16 protein-coding genes are annotated in these 22659 nt (G+C 45.6%); 4 read left to right on the forward strand and 12 right to left on the reverse strand.

The features are described 5' to 3' along the window. The first annotated feature begins 5 nt into the window (after positions 1 to 5). Positions 6 to 1061, forward strand: coding sequence for an HD domain-containing phosphohydrolase (locus tag F8R13_RS05390; RefSeq protein WP_371414905.1), 1056 nt, complete (start codon positions 6 to 8; stop codon positions 1059 to 1061). Next, positions 1033 to 5661 (forward strand): transporter substrate-binding domain-containing protein, encoded by a 4629-nt coding sequence (locus F8R13_RS05395; protein ID WP_152832360.1) that lies wholly within the window; start codon positions 1033 to 1035, stop codon positions 5659 to 5661. Before F8R13_RS05390 ends, F8R13_RS05395 begins: the two co-directional genes overlap by 29 nt. Positions 5662 to 5694: 33 nt before the next feature. On the opposite strand, the gene queF is transcribed toward F8R13_RS05395, so the two are convergent. The 12 genes from queF to F8R13_RS05455 all read right to left on the reverse strand — a co-directional run bounded on the left by queF (position 5695) and on the right by F8R13_RS05455 (position 20532). Then, on the reverse strand, positions 5695 to 6537 hold the full coding sequence (gene queF, locus F8R13_RS05400) for an NADPH-dependent 7-cyano-7-deazaguanine reductase QueF (RefSeq protein WP_152832362.1): 843 nt from the start codon (positions 6535 to 6537) through the stop codon (positions 5695 to 5697). 74 nt (positions 6538 to 6611) lie between these two features. Next, complete coding sequence (locus F8R13_RS05405; RefSeq protein WP_152832364.1) at positions 6612 to 7532, reverse strand: CHAD domain-containing protein; 921 nt, start codon at positions 7530 to 7532, stop codon at positions 6612 to 6614. Positions 7533 to 7640: 108 nt separating this feature from the next. Beyond that, positions 7641 to 9173 (reverse strand): hypothetical protein, encoded by a 1533-nt coding sequence (locus F8R13_RS05410; RefSeq protein ID WP_216642600.1) that lies wholly within the window; start codon positions 9171 to 9173, stop codon positions 7641 to 7643. A 371-nt stretch (positions 9174 to 9544) separates the two neighbouring features. After that, positions 9545 to 10462 carry a hypothetical protein gene (locus tag F8R13_RS05415; RefSeq protein WP_152832366.1) on the reverse strand — a complete coding sequence of 306 codons (918 nt, stop codon included), beginning with the start codon at positions 10460 to 10462 and terminating at the stop codon, positions 9545 to 9547. A 30-nt stretch (positions 10463 to 10492) separates the two neighbouring features. Beyond that, positions 10493 to 11428, reverse strand: a complete 936-nt coding sequence (locus F8R13_RS05420) for a hypothetical protein (protein WP_152832368.1) — start codon at positions 11426 to 11428, stop codon at positions 10493 to 10495. Positions 11429 to 11501: 73 nt separating this feature from the next. Beyond that, positions 11502 to 12401, reverse strand: coding sequence for a hypothetical protein (locus F8R13_RS05425; RefSeq protein WP_152832370.1), 900 nt, complete (start codon positions 12399 to 12401; stop codon positions 11502 to 11504). A gap of 82 nt (positions 12402 to 12483) precedes the next feature. Beyond that, positions 12484 to 13074: a YigZ family protein gene (locus F8R13_RS05430; protein ID WP_152832372.1), complete on the reverse strand. Its 591-nt coding sequence runs from the start codon at positions 13072 to 13074 to the stop codon at positions 12484 to 12486. Continuing rightward, entirely contained in the window at positions 13074 to 14006 is a 933-nt protein-coding gene (locus F8R13_RS05435) for a cation diffusion facilitator family transporter (RefSeq protein WP_152832374.1), read from the reverse strand. The genes F8R13_RS05430 and F8R13_RS05435 overlap by 1 nt, the downstream gene beginning before the upstream one ends. 149 nt (positions 14007 to 14155) lie before the next feature. Further along, a complete protein-coding gene (locus F8R13_RS05440) occupies positions 14156 to 15493 on the reverse strand; it encodes a TolC family protein (protein ID WP_152832377.1) in 1338 nt (445 codons plus the stop codon). After that, positions 15493 to 18669, reverse strand: a complete 3177-nt coding sequence (locus F8R13_RS05445; protein WP_152832379.1) for an efflux RND transporter permease subunit — start codon at positions 18667 to 18669, stop codon at positions 15493 to 15495. The genes F8R13_RS05440 and F8R13_RS05445 overlap by 1 nt, the downstream gene beginning before the upstream one ends. A 12-nt stretch (positions 18670 to 18681) precedes the next feature. Next, positions 18682 to 19998 carry an efflux RND transporter periplasmic adaptor subunit gene (locus tag F8R13_RS05450; protein ID WP_253806358.1) on the reverse strand — a complete coding sequence of 439 codons (1317 nt, stop codon included), beginning with the start codon at positions 19996 to 19998 and terminating at the stop codon, positions 18682 to 18684. 102 nt (positions 19999 to 20100) lie between these two features. After that, entirely contained in the window at positions 20101 to 20532 is a 432-nt protein-coding gene (locus F8R13_RS05455; protein ID WP_152832380.1) for a hypothetical protein, read from the reverse strand. Positions 20533 to 20687: 155 nt separating this feature from the next. Here F8R13_RS05455 and F8R13_RS05460 point away from each other — a divergent pair, with 155 nt between their 5' ends. Both F8R13_RS05460 and F8R13_RS05465 read left to right on the forward strand, forming a co-directional pair. Next, a complete protein-coding gene (locus F8R13_RS05460; protein ID WP_172967706.1) occupies positions 20688 to 21860 on the forward strand; it encodes an SO_0444 family Cu/Zn efflux transporter in 1173 nt (390 codons plus the stop codon). After that, positions 21860 to 22612, forward strand: coding sequence for a TSUP family transporter (locus tag F8R13_RS05465; protein WP_152832384.1), 753 nt, complete (start codon positions 21860 to 21862; stop codon positions 22610 to 22612). Before F8R13_RS05460 ends, F8R13_RS05465 begins: the two co-directional genes overlap by 1 nt. Positions 22613 to 22659: the final 47 nt, after the last annotated feature.

Consider the following 22659-nt stretch of genomic DNA (forward strand, 5'->3'; position numbering starts at 1 on the left):
CAAAGATGAGCCTTATGAATGATCGATACCACATCCTTATAGTCGATGATGTCTCTGAAAATATTCAAGTCGCAATGAATATTTTAAAAGAAGGCAATTATCAATTTTCTTTCGCACTAAATGGTGAAAAAGCACTCGCCTTGGTGGAAGAAAATGACTTTGATTTAATTCTGCTCGACATCATGATGCCCGGCCTCAATGGCTTTGAAGTTTGCTCTCGCCTGAAAAGAAACCCCATGACATCAGACATTCCGGTGATTTTCCTAACCGCGAAAGTCGATATCGACTCCATTAGCCAAGGTTTTAAGCTTGGCGCGGTCGATTACATCACCAAACCTTTTCATGCTGAAGAACTTATCGCCCGCGTCAAAAACCATCTCGAACTTTTCACCGCCAAAAAACTCCTGAAACAACACAACATTGCACTTCAAAACAGTCTCATCAGCAAAGAAAAACGTTTCACGACTGAACTGGAAGAAAACCAAAAAGAAATGATTTATGTGCTGACCGAGCTCATGGAAGCAACATCGGATGAAACCGGACGCCATATTCGCCGAGTAGCTGAATACTCAAGATTACTGGCCGAATACTACCCGGGCCTATCCTCTGACGATGTCGAAATCATTTTTCATTCCGCTCCCATGCATGACATCGGAAAAATCACCATTCCGCACCATATCCTTTGCAAACCTGACAAACTCACCCCTGAAGAATTCGAAATCATGAAAACGCATACGACTCGAGCCGCCGAAGTCATGCGTATTTCAAAACGTAAATTCATGAAGGCGGCTGAACTCATCGCCCTACAACACCATGAAAAATGGGATGGAACAGGTTACCCGCAAGGACTTAGCGGCAATCAAATACACATTTACGCGCGTATCGTTGCGGTGGCAGATGTGTTCGATGCACTCACCCACAAACGTGTATACAAAGAAGCTTGGAGCTTGGAAGATGCGGCCAACTACATCATGGAAAACAGCAGCACGCACTTCGACCCTGAATTAACCGAAATCTTTGCCGAGCACCTGGATGAGTTTAAGGCAATTGCACAATCTTAAAGCCAGCTTATTTGTCTGGCTTTTTCTCCTCTCTTTTCATGCACAAGCAGCACTACAACTTAGCCCAAAAGAAAAGCACTGGATAAAAGAACACCCTGTCGTTCATTTGGGGGGTGACTTCAACTGGCCCCCATTTGAGTTTGCTGACGCCAAGAAAGAACATGCCGGTATTGCAGCAGACATACTGAAAGAAATTGCCAAAAGAACCGGCTTAACCATTCGTGTCAAAACAGGCATATGGTCAGATATTCTGGCGCAGGCAAAAGCAGGACAACTGGACGGACTATCCTGTGCGGTCAAAACTCAACAACGTGAAGCTTATTTCACTTTTACAACACCCTATACCACCATGCCATTAGCTTTGGTGGTTTCTACCAACAGCTCAATCAGAAATTTAAAACAGTTAAACGGCAAAACCCTTGCACTGAATGGCGCATCCTACCTAGAAGAGTGGATACGAAAACACTACCCGCAAATTCATGTCGTCCCCATGCACTCCAACAAGCAAGCACTGGAAGCGGTTAGCACCCAACAAGTTGATGCCTACGCTGGCAATATCGCTGTTGCCACCTATTTGATAAAGAAAAGCTTCCTGACCAACATATCCATTGTCTCCCAAATCAGTGGTTACCAAACAAACACTTCCATTGCCATCAGCAAAAAATTACCAATATTAGCGTCAATCATGCAAAAGGCATTGGATGACATTCCTCAAATTGACAAGAACGCTATTCTAAACAAATGGTTTATCGCATCCAGTGAATACCAATTCACCGCCAAAGAACAACAATGGATGGCAAACCACCCAGTGATTAAAGTAGCCGGGGAGACCGATTGGGCGCCATTTGATTTTACCGGTTCTCAGGGCGATTACAAAGGCATCGCCAATGACTATCTGAACGTCATCAGCAAAAAAACCGGGTTAAGGTTTAAAATACAAACCGGTTCCTGGCAACACAACCTCTCTTTGTTGAGGGAGAAAAAAGTCGACCTCCTTCCTGCCGCCAATAAAACAGAAGACAGACTAAAATTCGCCCTGTTTTCTCGCCCTTACTTTAAAACGCTGAACTATTTCTTTATCCGCAATGACCTAAAAGCAAAAACACTCAACGATTTGAATGGCAAAGTATTGGCGATTCCAAAAGATTATGCCAGTATAAAACTGCTGAAAAAGAAATTCCCACGCATCCAACTGCTACAGACAGACAATCTCAACCAGGCGTTAGATGCGGTCATACAAAACAAAGCACAGATTCTTTATGACACCTACTCCGTCCTTTCCTTCAAGCTGGCGCAAGAAGGGATTTCGACCATTCATCCATTCGCATCAACGCGTGACGAACCACAAACCTTACACTTTATGGTCAGAAAAGATGCACCCGAACTGGTCTCTATCATCAACAAAGCGTTGAACGACATGTTACCCATTGAGAAGAAACATATTTTCGATCAATGGCTCAGCAAACCGGAAGATCAAACCGTATTTAACTTAAAGGCGCTCAAATTGTCGGATGCGGAAACAGCCTGGCTATCCAGGCACTCTTCAATCACCTTTGCCGGCGACCCCAATTGGTTACCTTATGAAGCCTTCAATAAGGAAGGCAAATATATCGGTATTGTTGCCGACAACCTTAAAGCTATTGAACATAAAATACCGTTGAAGATTCAACCAAAGCACGTGACCTCCTGGCAGCAAACACTCAAGCTGTCCGAGCACAAATCCGTCGATATTATTTCGGGCGATATGGATGATGCCATCCTCAGAAAAAACTATCACCCAATTACCCCTTATATGAGCAGCCCTATCGTCATTGTGATGGACGACAAAACCCAGTTCATCAATAGTCTGACAGAACTAAAAAATCAACGGGTCGCTTTGGTCAAAGGCTATGGTTATACCAACGCGATTTATAAGGATTTTCCGGACCAAAACTTCATCGAAGTCAATACCCCTGACGAAGCACTCGAAGGTGTCGGCATTGGTAAATTCGATGCAGCCATCTTATCGCTACCCAAGGCCAGCTATCTGATTAAGCAAAAAGGGCTCAACACCCTTAAAATTGTCGGTAAAACGCCCGTCGACATGAAGCTCACCCTTTTCGTTAAAAAAGGAGAGCCCGAGTTATTCAGTCTGCTTAACAAAGTGATGAAAAATGTCACGGCAGAGTCCGGTTCAAAGATTTTAAACAACTGGACGAAAATCGAATTCGCTTCCAAAGTCGACTACTGGATGGTCATCCGAATCATCGCCATCTTTCTGGCGATCATTGGATTCATCATTTACTGGAATCTGAAGCTATCGAAAGAAATCACCCAGAGAAAACTGGCTGAAGACCATCTTCAGATAGAAAAAGAAAACTTCCAAAATCTCTTCGAAACCTCTGCCGATGCACACCTCATTATCCAAAATCGACAATTTATCTCCTGTAACCATGCGGCCTTGGAGTTGCTCGGGCTTGAATCCAAACAACAATTGCTCGGCACAACCCCGATGGATTGGTCACCAGAGTACCAACCTGACACCATTTCTTCCGAAGATAAAATCAACTACACCCTAAGAGAGTGCTTCAACCGCGGCACAATCCGTCTGGACTGGATGATGCGCAAACAAAACGGAGAGGAGTTTTGGGTAGATGTCGTCCTGACCGTTATTCAATATCAAGGACATCCCGCCATTTATGTTTCTTGGCGAGACCAAACGGAACAAAAAAACCTCGAGGCTTCTATCAAACGCAATCAAGAACAGGTTCAGGCAATCATTGACAGCGTTCCTTTGATCATCAAGGTCACCGACTATGATGGAAATTTACTCTCTGCAAACCAAAAAGCCAAAAAAGACTATCTCATTGATGTCGACAATCCTACCACCCAAAGGATGAAAAACTACTACAGCAGACCCGAAGAACAAAAAGAAATTGAAGACCTGCTCAACACCCATGGCAAGATCGAGCAGCGCATCGTACCCATGAAAGACATCAATGGTAACGATGTACAAATGATGCTTTCCATTTTGCCGATTCACTATGCAAATCGACTGGCGTTACTGTCCATTTATGTTGATCTGAGTGATCGTATTCATATGGAGCAACAGTTGAATGAAGCCAAGGAGTTGGCCGAATCCGCCAACCAAGCCAAAACCGAATTTCTTGCCAACATGAGTCATGAGATTCGCACGCCAATGAATGCCATCATTGGTTTTACCGAACTACTCAACGACCAAATCAAAGAGCCTCGCCTTAAATCGTTTATCCGCACCATTCAGTCCGCGGGAAATACTTTGCTTATGCTTATCAACGACATTCTTGATCTGTCAAAAATCGAAGCCGGCAAAATGACCCTGCACAAACAGGCGACTAATCCGACAGACCTATTCCAGGAAATCGCCGATATTTTCTCAATGAATGTACAGCAAAAAGGTTTGGATTTGTTCATGGATGTTGCGCCGGATTTACCGGAGGCCATCCTGCTGGATTCCGTTCGTCTGCGTCAGGTTCTGTTTAACCTACTGGGCAACGCCGTCAAATTCACTGACTCCGGCTATATCAAACTTTCGGTACGCGCCATTAATCTCGACCAACCTCGCAGCAAACTTGACCTGCTCATAGAAGTGAAAGACACTGGTATTGGCATTCCCGAAGCGGAGCAATCGCGCATATTCAACGTTTTCGAGCAGCAATCCGGCCAAGACAACCGTAAATTTGGCGGTACCGGATTAGGGCTTTCCATCACCAAACGCTTGGTGGAGATGATGGAAGGCGAGATTCAGGTTGAAAGCAAAGCCGGTAAAGGTTCCACATTCAAAATTCTGCTACATCAAATGGACATCGCCTCCACTCATAGCCCACAATACATGGCAACCCATCGTAATTTGAACAATATCAATTTCCGATTCGGCAGAATACTGGTTGTCGACGACATTGCCGACAACCGCGAACTGATTGCACAAAACTTCATTGATACCGAAGTGCAGATTACTCAAGCACAAAATGGTCAGGAAGCACTTGATAAAGCTATGGCTGAAGACTTCGATCTGATTTTGATGGACATTCGTATGCCCGTGATGGACGGCTATGAAGCCGCGCAGCGTATCAAAGCCGAAAAACCGGCAATTCCAGTCATCGCACTCACCGCATCGGTAATGCAAGACGAGTTTGAAAAAGCCAAGCGCGCACATTTCGACGGTTATTTACGTAAACCTGTCTTAAAAAATGACTTATTCAATATGCTCTGCCAATATTTGGCTTACGATGAAATTGAAGTGGATGATGCCGAAGTCAAACAACCACTAACACTTTCAGACACCGCTCGCAGCCGCTTGCAAGATTTGAACGCCGCATTGGAAGATCAACTAGAACCTAAACATCAACGTGCGGTGAAAACCAATAACCTTGAAGATTTTGAAGCCTTTGCGGAAAATGCAAAAGAAGTCGGAGAGCTGTTTGACGTGCCTGAACTCATCAACTTCTCTTCGCAGTTGAAAGAGAAGGTCGACAGCTTCGATATCGGCGGCATGCAACAGATGCTAAAACAATTCGGCTTATTATCAAGCGAACTGTCCAACTTGATTCAACAAACCACCGCCAACCGCTCCCGACGCTAGACCTGCTAGCAACCCCAACCTGGCAGATTTTGATTACTGACGGCTTAATCGTGTCAAATCAAACTCGTCTTCAAAGTTTGAACGATAAGGGTTGATGTCCAACCCGCCGCGACGCAAGTAACGTGCATAGACTGTTAAATGTTCGGGCTGACAACGTTTTTGGATGTCGGTAAAGATACGCTCGACGCATTGCTCATGAAATTCATTGTGATTACGGAAAGAAATCAGGTATTTCAGCAAACCTTCCCACTCGATTTTCTTGCCTTCATAGCGTATCACCACCGAACCCCAATCCGGCTGCCCAGTTACCAGACAGTTCGACTTCAGCAAATGACTGTGCAGTGTTTCGCTGATGATCTCTTCCGATTCACACACCAGCAAATCGGGCGACACTTGATAGGCATCGACTTCAATATCCAAGTCATCCAGACACTCCCCCGGCAATTTACCCAGATACTCTTCGGCATCAACCGGACGCATGTCTACAGACACTTCACCACCGCTCGCAGCCGACAGGTCTTTTTCCCACAGAGCAATGACCTCGTCTGCCGAATCGAAACGTGTGCCGTTGAAGGAGTTCAGATACAGCTTGAAGGATTTGGATTCAATCAAATTCGGTGCATCCGCAGAAAAAGCGAACTCAACAATGGCGACCTGAGGCTTGCCTTTGGCATTAAGCCAAGAGACTTCGTAGGCAGTCCAAATGTCTAATCCCACAAACGGCAAACTTTGTAAATCAAAGCCCAATTCGTCACGATTTTCCTGACGCGGAATCGGAAACAAAAGTGTTGGATCATAGCGGTGACAGTAAGGCGTGCTCTGCCCCAAAAGACTCTGTTGTGCTGTTGACGCGTTTTTTTTGTTATGATCGGACATGAAGTTATTTTGCTCTAAATAGACAGGGAATGCGCAATATTATACCCGAGTCATTCGCTACTCGCCTGCTTGCCCTACCAGGACTTGAGCAGTTCGCTGTGCAGATGGTTGACTTGTTTTTTCAGGTGAGACAAACGTTTTTGGGTGAATTTCTGCAAGACTTTGTGCGCATCCAGCCCTTTTTCATCCCCTTTCAGGTCTTTTTTAAGGGTTCTCAAATGCAGGTACAAAATCTCAAAATCATGTTCTTTACCAAGCAGATTGCCTAACTGGTCGAGTTTTCGCACCACCTTTTGCCCCTTGTCCGTTCCCAGCGACTTCAGCAGCTTCAACTGGTAATAACCATGCTTGACCCATTTACGCCACTCATGACGCTCTTCAGTCGTCGCTCCCACGGCAATGCCCGCCAACGCATGACGATGACATGCACTCAATGTCATCAGAAACCCTTTCTGCAAAGTCAGCATAAAATCCTGCTCAATCGAAAGTGCCTGCCAAGCCGCCAGCTCTTCTTCCAAGGCTTGTTCGACCACCTCCCAATCTATCTCCGGTAAAGCTTGAACCTGTTTGGCGATTTGCGACTCAAAATCGGATTTCAATCTGTCTAAGTAGGCTTGTGTTTTAGCGGACACGCCCTCGTCCATCATCAGGGATTCGATTTGCAAAAGCGACTCTAACATCACCTGTAAATCACGATGTTGCGCCAATCGTTTTGCTGTCTGGCGAATACGCTCGTTCGCCGCTTTAAATGTTTCTTTGGGAATGGCTGGCGAGATGAGTCGCCAGTAAGCACGTAAGCGCTTAAAGGTCACGCGAATGGCATGAATGGATTTTGGCGCTTCACGGTTTTCGACATCTTTAGCCAATGCCAGTACATCGGATACTTCCTCACAGACGGACGCCATAAAGGCGACTGCCATTTCATCAGAAGCTTTCGATTTTAAGCCGAAGTTTTTAAACACCCGGCGAGTAAAATCTTTTGAAATGGTTTCCATAAGCCTGGCTATTGCTTGTTAACAGAGTTGCATATTATGCCGAGCCTATTTGACATGCAAATGAAATTTTCTATCGCAACAGATGTTTTTTCTCTATGGGTAACGCCTTTATGCCGGATTCAATGTTCCGTTAGGCGTGTGCACTGTTCTTTCGTGCTCCACTTCAGCCAGTGTCGGCGTTTCTGGCTCAATGTCTGGACGGCTCCCCGGCGCACCATAAGTACGTTGCAAGTAAATACCTGCAATCGCTAGGAATACCCCCGTGACCGAACAGATAAATGCCAGTGAAGTAAACCAAACCAACGCAACCAAACCAACCAAATGTTTTGGTACATCGCGAGCCGACTCATTGCCGTTGATATAGGCCGCCACACGATAAATCTGGTTTTGGGTAATCAGGGTATTAATCTTGTGATCAATCTCCAACTTCTGTTGTTGCAGACCGAAAATATCCTCATCAATCTTTTTGACCTTTTGCTGAATTTCATCAAAAGTTTCCAACTGGCTCTTTTTCTCTTTCAAAGCTCGATGGATAATGCTGTCCTTGGTTTGCACCGCTTCATTGGTAAACTGCTGATACTGCTGACGGTACTTCGCTCTTAAAGCTTCATCTTCCTCCGAGCGTTGCTTCAAACGGTTAGATAAGAAATCAATACGTTGATGGATAGTGTCGATACGTTTTTGATAAGTCACACCCATGGTTTTCAACTGTGCCTGAAGCATTTCTTCCGTACCGGTTTGCTCTTTCAGTGCTTCTTTCCCGCTGGAGAAATCACTGACTTGATACAGACGTTTCTCTTTTTTGTCGATTAAGGCACGGTACTTGTCCTCTACAGACTGACGTGTCAAGAAAGTCGCGTCCGCCATCTTTTGCTTCATCTCGGCTTTCAGGTTCGCCACTTCTTTTTCAAGTTGTGCTTTCTCTTCCGTTGAGCCTTCCAAGTTCTGGTTCAACATCTTACGGATACGTTGTTGCAATGCATCACGTTCTTTATCCCAATCGGCATAAACTTGTGCTTCTTTGTTTTGTAGGTCGGACACCTCTTGGTCGATTTTGTCTTTATAACTGGTGTCGATTTCAGACAAGCGCCGCTCCATCACTTTTCTCTGTGAGGATAGGTTATCTGTGAAATAACGGTTCGCATTAGAAACGTTTCGATGGTAGTTCGCATCAATCGTATCCATATGCAAAGTGTCGATGCTTTTCTTTTGCTGGTTCAAGCTGTTGATCTTTTCATCCAAACGCAAGGCGGCATTTTTATTATCGTCAATCGCCAAGGTCAAGTTAGAAAAGTTACGTTCAAAACCGTTCAACATGGTTTCAAAGGTAATGGTAGCCAGCATAATGACGCCAATGAAAAAGCCCACACGCCAAGCAAAATGGCGGGCATACATCATCGCCGTGGCAATAGGAATCTTGCTCGCCTCAACCACAGCGACCAACACAAACGGTAAACCAGCGACCAGAATCGTCGAGATGTTGCCGGCAGACATTTCGCGCTCATGCGCATTGAGCTGTATATAAACGGAATAAGACACAACAATGGAAATTAAAAGGCCTATCGAAACGGCAAGTATCTCTACCGCCCAAGCAAATTTAATCAATTTGCCACCTACATCATAAAGTCTTCTGTTTTCCATATCTTTTGTGCGCCTTAGTAGAAAATGATTTTTTGTGATTCGTAAATGTACGAATTTATCCAAAAGAGACATTCTAATGAAAAGTTGTGAAATATGCTATTCAATCCTTGAATTCATCACAAAAACATCATAAAAATGTCAGTTTTCACTCTTGGAAAGAATTTAGCAATAATTGACCCAACCTGGCAGATTTTCAGTGCCTTTTGATTGGCTAATGACATGACTTGCTTCATAAATATTCTTCTCAATCTCTTTAAACACCAAGTGTAATGTCAGTGAGATTAGATGTCATGCCCTTGAACCTGGCTAAGTTTTTCCGAGGCTTTCGCTAAGAAGTCTTCATTCTTCCCTAAATTAAACGCACCCATATTTTACAACCTATCCTGACCTATACTTTTCAATTGCTTAGTGATGTTACATTCAGGCTTTCCATCAAAGTAGAAACTGCCGCTCTTAAAAAAAAGAGGCCCATTATTGCAGTTTGCCTCTTTGAATGTCTGATCATCCATTAAATCATAATAGTTATATTGTCCAGTTCTCGTATTTGAATAAATAACGCTATTGCCAAAGAGATAATCATATATTCCGTCCTGATTGAGGTCTATCCTAGGAGCAAAATCCATTGCTCGGCTTTGCTGCTCCTTACTATAACCATGTTTTGCTAATAACTTACAAATAGTCTCGGTATGGGAGGAATCTTGACATTTCTGATGCCAACGAGTAAAAAATTCTACAAAAAAGCCCCTATTATCTGGGTTAATCATGCAAATATTGATATTCTGGTTGGTCAGTCTTGCAGAGTGCGTTGGAAAAAAATTGGTCCACTGTTTCTGTGTTGCGATAATCCGCAAACGCAGTGCCATACCGTTATAATCCATAAGAGAGTTTCTGACAAACTGATAGAACTCTGGGCTGCTATATTGCTTTTTGGTGATTTTAAACCGAATATCACGACCAAAAGCCAATGCATAAACAGTTCGTCTTTTACCCTTAATGTCCGCCTGATATTTAACTACACCAACACCGTTAAAAGTGATCTGGTCTTTTTGAAAGTCAAATGATGGCGCTTTGATCTTTTTAGTTTTATCAATCCATTTCACGTTCATGAATTCATCACACATGGGGTATTGAGCTTTTAGTGCTGTCCGTTCGGCACCAGTTTTAAACCCAATATTCGTTTCTTCAGCATAAGCGGTGCTGATAAACCCTATAAGTAAGCAGAACCCTATCCACCCAACCTGGCAGATTTCGTGTAATTTTTTCTGAACTGACTGTCTTGTTGCTTGCATATAAATCCTGTCTTTTGCCTTTGAGCCGACTTAACTTATTCCTAGATAGGAAATCATGTGCTTTTTAAGAATTGGTTTGGCTTGTTCTAGCGGCATTCCGGAATGGATTTCATTTGAATAAAGCGCCTTCAGATAGGCAACATCTAAAGGTTGAATATCTCCATATTTATAATTCGGAACAACAAGGATACTAGGCAAGTCTCTAACATTAATAGTATCTGTGAACATATTGAAAAACATCTGATTCATATTGCCCAATACGCTATTAACACCTTTCTTTTCAATTAAGGGATGTGTCGAGTCTAACAACCCTATAGCCATATTGACGCTTCTATTCTCTCGTCTTATAAATAGAGATGTTTTGTATATACTGTTCCTTTGTTTTTCTCTTTCTATTGCCTGCTGAAGCTTTTCGCCTTTTTTTCCATGGTAAAGGCGGTTTACATACGCGGAAGATGTACTCATTTGGTATACAGGCATACCCGCCACTGCCATATCAAAATACACATTTCTTTCATTAGAGCCTTGGGGAATGTAACGAATCTTTAATCCGGTTAGTTTTCTGTATCGTGCCAAGTTGCTTTTAAAGTGCTCGAACAGCTTTTCTTTAAGTTCCGGGGAAACTTTTGCAACACTCAAGCCCGCTTTAAGATATTCAGTTTTACCATGAAGCTCTTTATAACGGTCTAAACTCCTATTCAACGCAGTTTCCAGATACCCTTTTTCAAAGCGAACAATGCCTTTTGTCTGACTTTTTAGCGCTTGATCTAAATAACTAGCGACCATTTCCTCGGTAATAGTTTCTGATTGTGCATCTTCAGCAAGAGCTTGATTCATAGGAAGCACCAAAATAAATAATATTGAAAAAACAAGTTTAAAAACTTCTAGCTGTCTAAAACACTTCTCCACCCCAACCTTGCAGATTTTTAATGTATTTTGCTTACCTAATAACATTGCTGGTTTCATAGCATCCTACTTAAACTCTAAATATTGTTAATCAATCGAGTCTGACCCTGTTGATTCTTCCCAGGCATCTGAATTAACTCCCTTTTAACAAATCAACATTACTGTCTAAAATTGCTGGAGCGTAATGGTGCTCTTGAATGTAATCGACAGTTAAATCAATTAATTTTTGTTTAAAGATTTTCATTTGTTCTGTAGATAGATTCTCTCCAAAAAAAGACTCTAACTTCGGCGAATAAAAACTCACTAAAAGCGCTTTATCAATTGGAAAATAGTGTCCCATATCACACTCATTTCGATAGTTAAAAACGGTTCTATTTAAAGGACTTTTTTCTGCATTATTATCTGGAACAAGCCCCTCTAATAAAGCATTTTGCAGATAGCAATAATCTTTAGGGTTTACAAAATTTGAGATCAAGAAGTAATGAGATAAAAAACCATTTTCACTTCTAATTATTTGCTTTGATTCAGTGGTTTGACTATACAAATAATCAATAAACTCCTTATCCGACATTTTTGCTAGTTCAGGGTTTCCTTCCTTATACCATTTGGCTTTGTAGGCAATTTCAAAGCGCCAATCATTGGCAAATAGTAATGCTGTATTAGTCTTCTTCCAGTTATCTACTTTTTGTATATCTAGCCCTGTTAAGGCTCTTAATTTGCCATAACTCTTAAAAATTAGAGCATTTTGCTCTGTGCTGAACTTATAAGGTGTAGCAAAATATGTCTGATACCTAACTTGTTTGTTCCATCGTAGAATTCCTGGAAACAAGTTTTTTTTCTGGTCATCATTAAGTAACGAATTGACTTGAAGCGTTACCAAATATTTAAGAGGGCCTGATGCTTTAAGGTTATTATCACTTGGTTTATTTTGAGAACACCCACTTAACGTCAGCGTCAACGCCAATGAAAGTAACCACCCAACCTGGCAGATTTTTAATGTCTTTTGTTTGCCTGATAACATTGCTGGTTTCATAGAATCCTACTTAACTCTGATATTGCTGAGGGTTATTGCAGGTTATGGTACCAAAGATTGTAGGTATTTCTGTAGGTTGATATTAACGATAGGTGCAGCGATTTTGTTCCAATCGCTGGCAGAATGTTGCTTGATGCGCCAAAGGGAGCTGTAATTGAAGTGTGACTTGATTGGTGTAATCGACAGAAACCAATTTGCCCTCGGCTTCTTCCAAAAAGTGGCGCACCTGCTTTTCTAAAGCGAAATCGCAGACCACTTCTATCGACACCATTTCCACTTGCTGAATGATGGGTAGAATTTCCATCACCGCTTGCGCCGCCTGCCCGTAAGCTCGGGTCAGCCCGCCGGCACCGAGCTTGATGCCACCGAAATAGCGCACGACAATCACCATGACATCGCCCACGCCTTTGTGTTGCAACACGTTCAGGATGGGTTTTCCTGCGGTACCGGAAGGTTCGCCATCATCGCCCATCCCGGCATTGGAAGCACAGGCGGGATTGCCGATTAAATAAGCCCAGCAGTGGTGTCGTGCATCAGGATAGCGTGTTTTGATTTCGTCTAGCCATTGCATGCCTTGTTCACGGGTTTCGATGGTTTGCGCATAGGCGATGAAACGACTTTTTTTGATTTCGATTTCCGCGTGCGTCAGCTCGGCGGGCACCGGGTAAGACATTACTCAGGGTCTCCAACGCTACGCTTCGCCCACACAGGGTCGGCAGTGAAAATAACATCCACCGCGAGGTATTCATAACGTTGTTTCAACTTGTGGTAAAGATGGGTACGGAACAAATCTGCTTCTTGCAGGTTGAAGTCACAATCCGGCTTCATTTGAATATAAAGCTGAACGTAGATGGAACGACCTAATTGAAGATAGCGTTTCTCGAAGCCGATAAAACGATCTTCTTTCAACTCATGGCGCACCAACTCTTCAATATCATCGGAAATCTCGGAGTTTTCAAATCGACCAATCAACTGCAAACCGTTTTCTTTCACGACCTTGATCGGCAATGGCAGCATCAGCATAACCAACACAAGAATAACAATCGGGTCAGTATAAGGCACCCAATCTTTATATTCGGTGCTCGACAGCCACATGGAGAAGCCGAAGGAAATCCCAACCGCCAAACTCAACACGCCCCCGATCAGCCAACCTTGTAAGTCGACCTCTATCAAATCGGATTTAACGCTCTTGTTCATGCGATGGAGGAAGTAAGACAACACAAACCCGAGCAAAGAGGCGACAACAGCATAGAAAACAGCGATATCCGCCACAACATGACGCCCACCGTTCAACAGGGCATGCACAGAGGCATAAATCGCGAAAATGACCACCACCAGAATCATGATCCCTTTGATGAAATTGAGCAAAGGTTCATAAATGGCATAGCCGAACGGCTGGTTTTGATTGGCTTGCTTGGAAATCAAGGTGGCAACACGCAAGGTCAATAACCCCGCGGTCATGTCGATGAACGGATAGATACCATCCATCAAGATCGCCTGAGAATGTGTCAGGTAATAAAAGCTCAAACCCAACACCGCCATCAAGACGTCACCAATCATTACAAGTTTGATGGCTTTCTTTTCAACTTCTAAGGTTCTGTCCATGGCTAAAGCGGTCAATCATCTATTCGGTTTAAAATAAAGATCGCCTATTTTAACGTAAAAAGCCGCCCGGCACCTCGATTTTCCGGACAGTTTTTCGGTTTTTTAAGACAGAAGGCAACGCCTGCCTAAGCGAAATTACGCGTTCAAACTTATTTCAATAAACCCAAAGCGCCATAAAACTCAAACCAGCTTTGCCAAATCTTCGCTTTGGTCAAAGGCACATCGCGTTGCGCTTTGTGCAGGCTGCGTTGTGCGTTGAGCAAGTCGAGAATATTCCGCGTGCCGGTACGCAAACCGTTTTCCGTGGCTTTTACCGCTTCTTGGTTAGATGACAGTGCTGCTTTCAAAGCTGCAAGGCGTTCAACACCGGCTTGATAACTGAGCAAACTGTTTCTGACGGTTGCCTCCAGTTGCAACACCAATTGACGTTTTTGCGCTTGTGCCGCAGACACTTGAGCGCGAGATTTAGAAACCGCCGCATCAGTTCGTCCACCGAGGTACAAGGGATACTTCAGCTCCAAGCCGCCTTTGACCCCTTGCATATCATCGTAGTAATTGCCATCACTGTCGTTATACACATAGGCGCCAAAGGCATCTAGCTGAACGCCGTTCTTGTTTTTCTCATAATCCACTTGTCGGTTAGCCGCCATAATCTGTTGCTCCAAGGCTTTCACCTGTGGATTCTGCAACAACCAATCCGGTTGAACCTTGGCATCCACTTTCTGGCTGGACGATGCTCTGTTGAGCAACGCATCATTCGGCAAATCCTCCGGCATTTTCATTCGATGCAAATCGACTGATTCTCCCACTTGCGCAGATAAATCCGACTCGGTAATCGCCAGCGCCTGTTTCGCCGCCAGCAAATCGGCACGGTTGTTATCCAGCCTTGCGCGAATCTCAGCGATGTCGTTCAAATCCTGATAACCGACCTGAAAGCGCTTGCGCACTTGCGTCATGATGGAAGCAATGGATGTTTGCTCTTTGACCAAAAAGTCCACTTGCGCCTGCTGAGACCAATAGCGGTAATAGAGCTCTGACAACTGCAACATCAGTTTTTGTCTTTGGGCTTCAAGCTGCCATTGCGCCGCATCATGTTGAAAAGTCGCCACTTGGGTCAAATCGGTTTTATCCGGTTGATACAAAGGATAGCTTGCCTTCAACTGATTGGCGGTACGCCCGAAGTCCTTTTTCTTCATCCAGGCGTAACTCAACTCCGACTGCAGCTGAACCTGAAGTTTTTCATAAGACGCCGCCTGTTTCTGTTGGCTCAAAGCGCCCTGTGCCTGAGCCGAAAAAACTGCCAGGTTGGGGTTATTGCTTAACGCGGTTTGATAAAGCTGCATCAACTGCGCATCTTTTTGCAGCACTTTTTCTGGGGCTGTCACCGCCATTTGCGGCTCGGCGAAGGCCGAGGTTGCAACCAACATCAAAGCGATTACCACCGTATATACGGTTTGATTTACGGCTTGTTTCAATAAAGGTTTCATTAACGTGTCTCCCCTTTTTGTGGAGCAATCTCATTGGCGTGTTTGCCGAACAGTCGTCTGCGGTAAAGCAAATAGGTGAGTATCGGAATCAAAATCATCGACACGATTGGCGCGGAAATCATGCCGCCAATCATCGGTGCGGCAATACGTTTCATCACATCCGCTCCCGTGCCTGTACCAAATAGAATCGGCAACAGCCCAATGACAATCACCGCCACGGTCATGGCTTTAGGGCGCACCCGTTGCACCGCACCCTGCATAATCGCGGCACGTAAGTCTTGAACCGAGTTCAGTTGATTGGCTTCTTTGGCATGATTGATGGCTTGCTTGAGATACAGCAACATCACCACCCCAAACTCGGCGGACACTCCGGCAAGGGCAATCATCCCCACTGCAACCGCCACCGAATAAGCGAAGCCCAATCCCCACAGAAACCAAAGCGACCCTAAAAGCGCAAACGGAATCACCAGCAGAATCATCGCCGCCTCGACGACATCTTTGAAGATGAAGTAGAGCAACAGGAAGATAATTAACAGTGTCAGCGGCACAATTTGCTCAAGCGATTTCTGCGCTTTGAGCAGATATTCATATTGCCCAGTCCAGCTAATGCTGTAACCGGCAGGCAATTTGACCTTTTGTTCGACGATTTTCTGCGCACGGGCAACATACTCGCCCAAGTCCACGCCTTTGTTCAAATCAACAAACGTCCAGCCGTTCAAACGGGCGTTTTCGGATTTGATCATCGGCGGCCCAAGCTTAACGACCACATCAGCAACCTGACCCAACTCCAATTGCTGACCTTTTGGCGTGACAATCGGTAAGGTCTGTAGTTTTTGCAGAGAATCTCGCCAGACTTGAGGGTAACGCAGGTTCATGGTGTAGCGTTCACGTCCTTCCAAGGTGGTATTCAGTACCTTTCCACCTACTGCGGTGGACAGAATATCCGCCAACTCCGCCATACTGAGGCCATAACGTGCCATGGCTTTTCGGTTTGGCAAAATGTCCATATAACGACCACCTTCCGCTCTGTCGGAATAAGCCGACAAAGTGCCGGGCACCTGCTTCAATACCGCTTCCAACTGACGACCGATTTTGTCGATTTGGTGTAAGTCATCACCGGCGACCTTGATACCAATCGGTGTTTTTATCCCGGTGGAAAGCATGTCTATCCGGGTTTTAATCGGTTGTACCCAAGCATTCGTCACCCCGGGGAATTTCACCTTGTCGTTCAACTGCGTAATCAGTTTTTCCAAGGTCATACCCTGCGGCCACTCTGACTTAGGTTTAAGTTGAATGGTGGTTTCAATCATTGTCAAAGGTGCAGGATCGGTGGCAGTGTCCGCACGACCGATTTTACCGAACACGCTTTTCACCTCCGGAAAGCTTTTAATCAAAGCATCCGTTTCCTGTAAAAGCGTTTGTGCTTCACCAATCGACAACCCGGGCAGGGTAGTCGGCATATAAAGCAAGTCACCTTCTTCCAGCTCCGGCATGAACTCCGAACCCAAGTTTTGCCAAGGGTAAAATGCCGTGACGAAAAGTACCAAAGACACTGCCAACACGCTTTTCGGCCAGTGCAATAGTTTGTCCAGCAAGGGACGATAACCGGCAATCAACACACGGTTAATCGGGTTGTTCGTTTCATGTGGAACCTTGCCTCGCACGAAGTAGCCAATCAGCACCGGCACCAGCGAAATCGCCAGCCCGGCAGCGACCGCCATCGCCAAGGTTTTGGTTAACGCCAAAGGCGTGAACAAACGTCCTGCTTGCTCTTGTAGTGAGAAGATTGGAATAAAGCTCAACGCAATAATCAGCAATGACAAGAACAACGGCAACCCGACTTCTTTCGCCGCCTCCAAAATCAACTGCCAATGCACTTCACCTTTTGCAATCTCTCCGGTTTCACGGTGATAGGCTTCAAGATGCTTATGGGCGTTTTCAATCATCACGATAGAGGCATCAACCATGGTGCCGATGGCAATAGCAATCCCTCCCAAACTCATGATATTGGCGGAAACGCCCAGTTTTTCGAGAATGATAAACGCACCCAAAATCCCCAAAGGCAAAGACACCACGGCCACCAGTGCCGAGCGCAAATGCATCAGGAACACCAGAGAAATCAGCGCAACCACCAGAATCTCTTCAATCAGCTTGTCTTTCAGCGTGTCTACCGAGCGGTTAATCAAACCGGAACGGTCATAAACTTCCTTGATTTCCACACCCTTTGGCAGCCCCGGCTTCAGCTCGGCAAGCTTACGTTTAACTGCTTGAATCACTTTCAAGGCATTTTCGCCGGAGCGCATCACGACGATACCACCTACCACTTCACCTTCACCATTGAGTTCGGCAATACCACGACGAGGTTGTGGCCCCAGTTTAATCTGAGCGATGTCCTTCAACATCACCGGCGTTCTGTCTTTGGAGAAAATCCCGACCTGCACGTCACCCAACTGACTCACCTTGGTGACATAGCCTTTGAGCGCGACCATATATTCGGCTTCGCCTTGCTCAATGACCGACGCCCCCATTTCAACACTTGAGTTGCGAATGGCTTTTTCCACCTGTTGCAAACTCAGGTTATAGGCACGCAGCTTATTTGGGTCGATAGTGACTTGGTATTGTTTGATCATCCCGCCGACAGAGGCGACTTCCGATACACCAGGCACCGATTGCAACTCATACTTCAAGAACCAGTCCTGCAAGGTTCTGAGTTGCGACAAATCATGCCGGTGTGTCTTATCAACCAAGGCATATTCGTACACCCAGCCCACACCAGAAGCATCCGGCCCAAGCGTCGGCTGAACATCGGCAGGCAATGCGCCCTTAACCTGGCTCAAATACTCCAAAACCCGTGAGCGTGCCCAATAGGGATCGGTGCCATCCTCAAACAACACATAAACATAAGAGTCACCGAAAAACGAATAGCCACGAACCGCTTTGGTTTTGGGAACGGACATCATCAGCTTGGAAATCGGATAGGTGACCTGATCTTCCACCACCTGCGGCGTTTGCCCCGCATAAGGTGTTTTGACGATGACTTGTACATCTGACAAATCAGGAATCGCATCCAGCGGTGTTTTTTGAAATGCCACCCAGCCGGTGATGGCGACTGCGACACTCAACAACAGGATCAGCACCCGATTTTGAATCGAGTAGGCAATTATTTTATTAATCATAACCCCTCCCGATTAATGTTGATGGTCAGTGTGTGCCGATTTCTCGGACGCACTGCTGGTCGACATCAATTTTCTGAGGTTGCTTTGAATCTGGCTTTCGGAATCCAACAGGAACTGACCTGAAACCACAATACGGTCGCCTTCATCCAATCCGGAGTAGATTTCGACAATACCTTGCGTTTCCATCCCCGTGACGACTTTCACCACTTGGAATTCGCCGTTATCCAGCGCTTTCACCACGCGTTTTTCATGACCATCGTCAATCACAGCACTCAACGGAATCGCCAAGGTATTACGTTTCGGTCCACCGTAAATCGCCACATTGACGAACATATTCGGCTTAAGTGCCAAGTCCTTGTTTTCCACAGGAAGACGGACTTTCAAGGCTTGCGAAGCTACATCCGTCACCGGGTAGATATAATCAATCACACTTTCCCATTTTCGGCTCGGGTAAGCGTCGGTCGAAATATCCGCCGTCAGCCCATCTTTAATCCAACTTTGTTGTAGTGGCATAACTTCGGCTTCCACCCAAACACTCGACAAGTCCGCGACACTCATCAACTCGGTTTGCGGTTGTACATACATGCCGTCCTGCACAATAAGGCTTGAGACCACGCCATCCTGCGGCGCATAAATCGGTACCTGATTGATGGTTTTTCCGGTTTTTTCGATTTGTCGGATGACGGAATTATCCAACCCTAAGAGCGATAAACGAATTTCAGCGGACTGCACCAACGAGTCAGCGGATCGTCCAATACGTTTACGATTCTGCACCGCCAGCAGCAAATCCTGCTCGGCAGAGACGATTTCCGGTGAATAGATGCGGTAAAGCAACTGACCTTTCTTGATGCTTTCGCCATTGCTTCGTACCGCCAAGTCGCTAATCCAACCTGATGCTCTTGGGTGAATATGCACCGCTTTGCTTTCATCCGCCACGACTTTCCCGAATGTCGGAATATATTTCCAAAGCGTGGTTTTCTGCACTTTGGTGGTTCGGATGGCGAACCCTTGCTTGGTACCGGAAGCACCACCTTGCCCAACAGAAATCTTGGGCGTTTCTTCAGAGGCCTTGAAGGCTTGTTTCACCAATGTCATGCCACAAATAGGGCAAGTACCAGGATGGTCACGCACAATCTGCGGATGCATCGGGCAAACATATTTATAAAGAATCTTGTCATCGCCTTTACTTGGCGATAGCGTCATGAGTTTTTTGCCATCGGCAGTAGCATCCGCTGACTTAGAAACCGCTGTATCAGCTAGGGCCAATGCCGGTACACCGCTCATTACCGCGGCAATCATGCCGGAAAGAAATTGTCTACGAGTTTTCATAGAATCCACCTTTTTTCGAGACAGCATCCCGAAAATTAAAATTGATTGAACACACGCACAGTGAACAGCCATTCAGCGTTCAACAGGCGCAAGGAAGCACAATCAGGTAGATTTTGGAGGGCGGATAGTTTTGCTGGTAGGCGCAACCGGTAGGGTGGTTTGCAAGGTGAAAACCGGCATCTCAGATGGCACGGCAAAATGGAATTCCTGCATGACTAAATCAGCGACAGGATAGATAACATGACAGGTATCCATATCGTAGTCACAAGGGCCATGACAATAAGGACAATAGTGCGCATAAGACATTTTCGGCATATCCTGCTGCTGCAAGGAGGTCATGTGCATATGATGGCAAGGCATCGTCATATCGCCCATCACCATGCCTTGGTGATGCATACCATGTTGCATTGAAGACATTGAAGCTTGAGCACTCTGACCGCTTTCAGGCAAAGGGATAGCCGCCGCCCAATGAGAATACAAGGCGGAGAACAGCACCATATAGGCCATGAAATAATGTCTAAGTCGCTTTTTCATAGGCTCGATTTTAAGAGAACGCTTATATTTTGCAATTAAAAATAAACCACTAACCCATTGAATTTTTTAATAACAAAAATGATTCTCATTTGTTGTTTTGATTTTAGAAGCGTAAAATGCAACCTAATTTCTTAACTCGTTCTTACAGGTGCTTCATGTTGATTTCTTTCTGGCAAAATCTTTGGCAAACGCTTTCCATTGCTGCACCTTGGCTGATTTTCGGTTTATTCATTGCGGGCATCATCAAAGCAAAAGTGTCGAACAAATGGGTGGCAAAACACTTGTCCGGCGAAGGGGCAACCCCTGTCATCAAAGGCGCCTTGATTGGTGCGCCTTTGCCATTATGTTCTTGTTCGGTTATTCCGGTCGCTACCCAATTACACCGTTCGGGAGCCTCCAAAGGTGCGACTGCCGCCTTTCTGGTCTCTACGCCAGAAACAGGCGTGGATTCCATCTCTTTAAGTTATGCCTTACTTGGCCCCTTTATGGCGGTGGTCAGACCTGTTTCCGCCATAGTTTCTGCCATCATTACGGGGCTGAGCATCGGCTGGTTCGCCAAGCGCGATGCCGATACCCAAAGCACTGGAACGGATACGCAAGCGTCTCAGCCAACTAAAGCAGGTTGTTGTTCACATAAAGCACCTGAAGCACACAAACCTGCATCAAACACCACGGCAAGCTGTTGCTCAAGTAGCACCAAGGAAACGGACAAAAAAGAAACCCCTTGCTGCTCGCAAGAACAGGAAACCAGCAGTTGTTGTGGTACGTCAAAACCTGACGATTCGACGAAAATGACGGTTTTGCAAGGGGTACATTACGCCTTTACCCAAATGCTGGACGACATGAAGAAATGGCTGTTGATCGGTCTGGTTTTGTCTGCCTTGGTAATGACTTTTATTCCCAATGACTTCTTATTGCGGTACCAAAACACTTGGTGGATTTATCCACTGGTGTTCGTTGCCAGTTTCCCGGTGTATATCTGTGCTTCGGCGTCAACGCCGGTGGCAGCGGGCTTAATGTTGGCTGGATTATCCCCGGGCGCAGCATTGATTTTCATGTTGGCAGGCCCCTCCACCAATATCGCGACCTTAGGCATCCTAAAGCAAGAATTGGGTAGCCAAGCCATGAAACTTTACGTGGCGACGCTTGCCGTCAGCAGTATTGCACTGGGTGTTATTGTGGATTGGATTGCGCGCGACTGGCATTTGGATTTCCATCAACAACTGATGCACAGCCATGAATTTCTGCCAGGTTGGGTCGGTGCGATCAGTGTGGTGATTTTGTTCGCCTTTGGGGTTCAATCAATCCGTAACAAAATCCTACGCTAATGCCTGAACTCTCGCTGGAGTTGCTCTCCTTTTTATTCGCTATCGCTTTACTGGCAGGGATGATCGATACCCTAGCCGGCGGCGGTGGCTTGCTGACCCTGCCTGCACTAATTGTCAGCGGCTTACCGCCATTGGCCGCGCTTGCCACCAACAAACTCCAAGCCTCAATGGGAACCGCCACCGCAACTTATATGATGCTCAAGCACAAACGCGTGGCATGGCAACAAATAAAACCTTTGATGCTGGCGGCTTTTATCGGTTCTGTCATCGGCACCCTCATCATCCAATTTCTCGATACACAATTCCTGTCTTGGTTGATCCCGGTGGTGCTGTTTGTCATCGCCATGTACTTTGTGTTCGCCAAGACGCCACATGAGCCGGACAGACCGCATAAAGTCACTGACAACACCTACCGACGATTCGTACTCCCGGTGATTGGCGCTTATGACGGTATGTTCGGCCCAGGCACCGGATCTTTCTTCGGTTTGGCAGGCGTGTCTTTAAAAGGGCAAGGGTTACTTGAGGCAACCGCCACCGCAAAAACGCTGAATTTCGCCACCAATATCGCTTCATTGATCGTGTTTATCTTTGCCGGACATATCGCGTGGCTACTGGGTGCGGTGATGATGTTGGGACAGGTTATCGGCGCATGGCTGGGCTCGCATTTTCTGTTTCGCGTCAATCCTACCCACTTGCGTTATCTGGTGGCGTTGATGTGTTTGGCAATGTTGGCGAAATATCTACTGCAGTAATTGACGACAATATTCGACTTTCACCCCCCAACCTGGCAGATTTTCAT

Source organism: Hydrogenovibrio sp. JE_KL2, assembly GCF_009296185.1.
Lineage (GTDB): Bacteria > Pseudomonadota > Gammaproteobacteria > Thiomicrospirales > Thiomicrospiraceae > Hydrogenovibrio.

Coding starts and splice junctions, on each gene's coding strand:
- F8R13_RS05440 (WP_152832377.1), bottom strand. CDS start 15,493: ATGAAACCTTTATTGAAACAAGCCGTAAATCAAACCGTATATACGGTG.
- F8R13_RS05450 (WP_253806358.1), bottom strand. CDS start 19,998: ATGAAAACTCGTAGACAATTTCTTTCCGGCATGATTGCCGCGGTAATG.
- F8R13_RS05425 (WP_152832370.1), bottom strand. CDS start 12,401: ATGAAACCAGCAATGTTATCAGGCAAACAAAAGACATTAAAAATCTGC.
- F8R13_RS05415 (WP_152832366.1), bottom strand. CDS start 10,462: ATGCAAGCAACAAGACAGTCAGTTCAGAAAAAATTACACGAAATCTGC.
- F8R13_RS05405 (WP_152832364.1), bottom strand. CDS start 7,532: ATGGAAACCATTTCAAAAGATTTTACTCGCCGGGTGTTTAAAAACTTC.
- queF (WP_152832362.1), bottom strand. CDS start 6,537: ATGTCCGATCATAACAAAAAAAACGCGTCAACAGCACAACAGAGTCTT.
- F8R13_RS05390 (WP_371414905.1), top strand. CDS start 6: ATGAGCCTTATGAATGATCGATACCACATCCTTATAGTCGATGATGTC.
- F8R13_RS05410 (WP_216642600.1), bottom strand. CDS start 9,173: ATGGAAAACAGAAGACTTTATGATGTAGGTGGCAAATTGATTAAATTT.
- F8R13_RS05460 (WP_172967706.1), top strand. CDS start 20,688: ATGTTGATTTCTTTCTGGCAAAATCTTTGGCAAACGCTTTCCATTGCT.
- F8R13_RS05395 (WP_152832360.1), top strand. CDS start 1,033: ATGAGTTTAAGGCAATTGCACAATCTTAAAGCCAGCTTATTTGTCTGG.
- F8R13_RS05430 (WP_152832372.1), bottom strand. CDS start 13,074: ATGTCTTACCCGGTGCCCGCCGAGCTGACGCACGCGGAAATCGAAATC.
- F8R13_RS05455 (WP_152832380.1), bottom strand. CDS start 20,532: ATGAAAAAGCGACTTAGACATTATTTCATGGCCTATATGGTGCTGTTC.
- F8R13_RS05465 (WP_152832384.1), top strand. CDS start 21,860: ATGCCTGAACTCTCGCTGGAGTTGCTCTCCTTTTTATTCGCTATCGCT.
- F8R13_RS05445 (WP_152832379.1), bottom strand. CDS start 18,669: ATGATTAATAAAATAATTGCCTACTCGATTCAAAATCGGGTGCTGATC.
- F8R13_RS05420 (WP_152832368.1), bottom strand. CDS start 11,428: ATGAAACCAGCAATGTTATTAGGTAAGCAAAATACATTAAAAATCTGC.
- F8R13_RS05435 (WP_152832374.1), bottom strand. CDS start 14,006: ATGGACAGAACCTTAGAAGTTGAAAAGAAAGCCATCAAACTTGTAATG.